The sequence below is a fragment of the Streptomyces sp. NPDC060198 genome, assembly GCF_042728415.1.
In the GTDB taxonomy this organism is placed as follows: domain Bacteria; phylum Actinomycetota; class Actinomycetes; order Streptomycetales; family Streptomycetaceae; genus Streptomyces.
In genome coordinates, this window is the sequence record NZ_JBHWZJ010000585.1 from 1 (window position 1) to 2,863 (window position 2,863).

Sequence of the window (2,863 nt, forward strand, 5' to 3'; positions counted from 1 at the left end):
CTTCTTGGCAGGGGCCTTCTTCGCTGCCGCCTTCTTGGCAGGCGCCTTCTTCGCGGCACCCCGTGAGCGGGGGCGCGGGGCGGGCTCCTCCTCGGGCTCTTCGTCCTCCTCCGGCTCCTCTTCCTCGGGCTCCTCTTCCTCGGGCTCTTCGTCCTCGGGCTCTTCGTCTTCCTCGGGTTCCTCCTCCTCCGGCTCCTCTTCCCCGGGCTCCTCCTCTTCGTCTTCGGGCGCCTCGTCGTAGTCGTCCTCCCCCTCGTCCTCCTCGTCTTCGTCCTGCTCCTCGTCCGCGTCCTCGGAGTCCTCCTCCCAGGGCCCCTCGTCCTCCTCCTCGCCTTCCTCCTCGTACTCCTCGTCCTCGTCCCCGCCTTCGATCTCCTCGGCCGGGCGGCCTCGTTCGCCGAGGCGGGCCGTGCGCTCGCCGATCGCCTCGGCCAGCGAGACCATCCCGCGGTTGGCGGCAGCCGAGACCGCCTCGCGGCCCGCTTCGAGCACCTCGCCCCGCAACTGCTCCTGCAGCTCGGCGATCTGCGGCACGTCGCTCAGCCGCCGCATTCCCTCTGCCGCGAGTTGCTTCGGTTCGAGGCCGAACCGTCGTCCCGCCAGGTAGGTCGCGACCGTGATCGCGAGCCTGCCCTTCTTCGTCCGCCCCAGTACGTACCCGCCCACCACCGCGGCAGCGAGCGTCACCTTGGCCGTGTCGTCCATGGGTCAGTCACCTTCGATCGTCCGGTTCGCCGCCACGCCTTCGGCGTGGAGCCGGTCGAGCAGCAGTTCCTCTTGACGTTCGAACTCTTCGATGTCGATGTGGCCGTCCTCCAATTCGCGGTTGAGTGCGGACAATTGGGCCCTGAGGACGGTCGGGTCGTTCAGTTCGCGCTCGGCCGCCCCGTGCACCTTGTCCGCCACCCACACCACCCCGCGCACAGGGGCGAGAGGGAGCAGGAGAATCCCGCTGATCAGCCCCATGCCGCACCCGTCCGGGCCGGCGCGAGCGAGGCGACGCCGGTCACGAAGCTGTAGCAGGGCAGCGGGCCCACGACCCTGAGGTCGACGTGGTCGGGGCGCGCGTCGGCAAGGCGCCGCGCCGAGTCACGGAACTCGCTCTCCCGGGTCCGGTCGACCAAGAACGACACGTTGAGCGCGCAGTCGCGCACCTCGGGCCCTCTCGATACCTCGTGGGCCATCGAAGTGAGCTCGGCCAGGATCTCCTCCCCGGCCTCGGCCGCCCTGCGCGCCATCGCCTTGGCCACCGCCTCACCCAGACGTACCGAAGCCTCGTAGCCCGGCGTCCGGCGGGCGTCCTGGCGGAGCCGGCGTACCTGTGGCTCCTCGGCGACCACCGCCGCGAGCGAGTCCTGCGCGGGGAACGCCTTGACGTTGATCTCCACCCGTCCGGCCACTTGCTCCAAGGCCTCCAGGCAAGCCTTCTCGGTGGCGGCCAGCTGCTGGAGCACGGTCTGCTCGCCCGTCGCCACCATGCCGAAGCGCATGGGCAGCACGGAGTCGACCTCCGCGAGCCTGACCAGCAGTTCCTGGTGCGCCATGAGATCCCGTCGCCGGGCGCGCAGCCGCGTGGGCGCCTCGCTGACCACGGCGCGGACCGCTCCCCGTCCGACGGCCGTGAGGCGCGCGGGAGGAGTGCCGACGCCGCTCAGCCCGGTCGGCACCGCCGTGGTGTGGCGGACGATGCCGTAGACGTACACACCCTGCGTCTGCATGGCTCAGGCCTCCACAGGACGACGGCGACGGGCGCCGCCGGAGCGCTCGGGAGCCCGCCGCTTCTTGGGGCGTACGGGCTCCTCCGCCTCGTCGGTCGCGTCCTCCGGGTCGGGGTCACGGTCGTCCGCGCCCACGGCCTTGCGCACGGTGTCCCCGACCGTCGACGCCGCCTTGCGCACCTTGCGCTTGCCGATCGACTTGGCCGCGCTCCCACCGAGCAGTTCGGGGATCGTGGTGCTGCCGGAATCCCGCTCCAGGTCCAGACGGTTGCACGCCTCGGCGAACCGCAGATACGTGTCCACACTGGCCACGACGATGCGGGCGTCGATCTTCAGGATCTCGATCCCGACCAGGGACACCCGGATGAAGACATCGATCACCATGCCCCGGTCGAGGATGAGTTCCAGCACGTCGTACAAAGTGCCGGAACGTGGGGGGCAGGTGACTTCGTCGGAGTAGGAGGTGGTGGCCATGTGGGTCCTTCCGGTTCTGGGGCGCCGCGTCACTCGTCGGCGGAACCCCTTCGGTAGCGGCGCACCCGGCGGTACTCCACGAGTTCGCCCTTCTGGTCCAGCCGCACCTCGTAGGAGGCGAGAAGGCTTGTCGTATCGGGGATGCGGGGCACCTCGAGGACGTCGACGACGACGCACCAGCCGTCGTCCGCGCGCCGGACGGCGGAGACGCCCTCCAGCGGATGCGCGATCAGGTTCTCCAGGCTCTGGCAGGCGGCCCGGGCCGCGCCCTGGGGGCCGCTGCCCGAGGAACCCTTGTGCGCGGCGGGCGAGGTGGGTGCGGCCCGCTTACGACGTGTCTCTGCCATGGTTCTCAGTCTGGACGCCAACGGGCACGGTGCATCTTGGGCGGAGCCATCGGCGCATACCCGCTGGTCCGCTCCGGGCGCGGTGAGGATTCCGTCCCCCGAGCCCGATGGGTGATCGGCGCGCATACTGGATGACGACGGGACGGAGGACGCCATGATCGTTCTCGGTGTGATTCTGCTGGTGATCGGCTTGATCACCGGGCTTCCCTTTCTGTGGACCATCGGCATCGTGCTACTGGTCGTCGGGGCGCTGTTGCTTCTGCTCGGCGCCACCGGCCTGGAGCCCGACCTCGCCCTGGTCAAGTTCAAGAAGCTGGTCGGCGG

General features: G+C 70.1%; 4 protein-coding genes and 1 pseudogene. All 5 read right to left on the reverse strand.

The window, feature by feature from the left end; translation table 11 throughout:
* Nucleotides 1-705 (reverse strand): annotated as a pseudogene (locus tag ACFWEP_RS33755) (histone protein); the annotation flags it as partial.
* Between the two features lie 3 nt (nucleotides 706-708).
* On the reverse strand, nucleotides 709-966 hold the full coding sequence (locus tag ACFWEP_RS33760; protein ID WP_387375986.1) for a gas vesicle protein GvpG: 258 nt from the start codon (nucleotides 964-966) through the stop codon (nucleotides 709-711).
* The gene (locus ACFWEP_RS33765; RefSeq protein WP_387375988.1) at nucleotides 957-1,718 is read right to left on the reverse strand and encodes a GvpL/GvpF family gas vesicle protein; all 762 of its coding nucleotides are present in this window, start codon (nucleotides 1,716-1,718) and stop codon (nucleotides 957-959) included. Before ACFWEP_RS33765 ends, ACFWEP_RS33760 begins: the two co-directional genes overlap by 10 nt.
* A 3-nt stretch (nucleotides 1,719-1,721) precedes the next feature.
* On the reverse strand, nucleotides 1,722-2,192 hold the full coding sequence (locus ACFWEP_RS33770; protein WP_387375990.1) for a gas vesicle structural protein GvpA: 471 nt from the start codon (nucleotides 2,190-2,192) through the stop codon (nucleotides 1,722-1,724).
* 29 nt (nucleotides 2,193-2,221) lie between these two features.
* A complete protein-coding gene (locus ACFWEP_RS33775; RefSeq protein WP_387375992.1) occupies nucleotides 2,222-2,539 on the reverse strand; it encodes a gas vesicle protein in 318 nt (105 codons plus the stop codon).
* Between the last annotated feature and the right edge of the window lie 324 nt (nucleotides 2,540-2,863).

What these genes read in the sequence shown, in the direction of transcription:
- ACFWEP_RS33775 (WP_387375992.1), bottom strand. Translation starts at nt 2,539, where the DNA reads ATGGCAGAGACACGTCGTAAGCGGGCCGCACCCACCTCGCCCGCCGCG.
- ACFWEP_RS33760 (WP_387375986.1), bottom strand. Translation starts at nt 966, where the DNA reads ATGGGGCTGATCAGCGGGATTCTCCTGCTCCCTCTCGCCCCTGTGCGC.
- ACFWEP_RS33765 (WP_387375988.1), bottom strand. Translation starts at nt 1,718, where the DNA reads ATGCAGACGCAGGGTGTGTACGTCTACGGCATCGTCCGCCACACCACG.
- ACFWEP_RS33770 (WP_387375990.1), bottom strand. Translation starts at nt 2,192, where the DNA reads ATGGCCACCACCTCCTACTCCGACGAAGTCACCTGCCCCCCACGTTCC.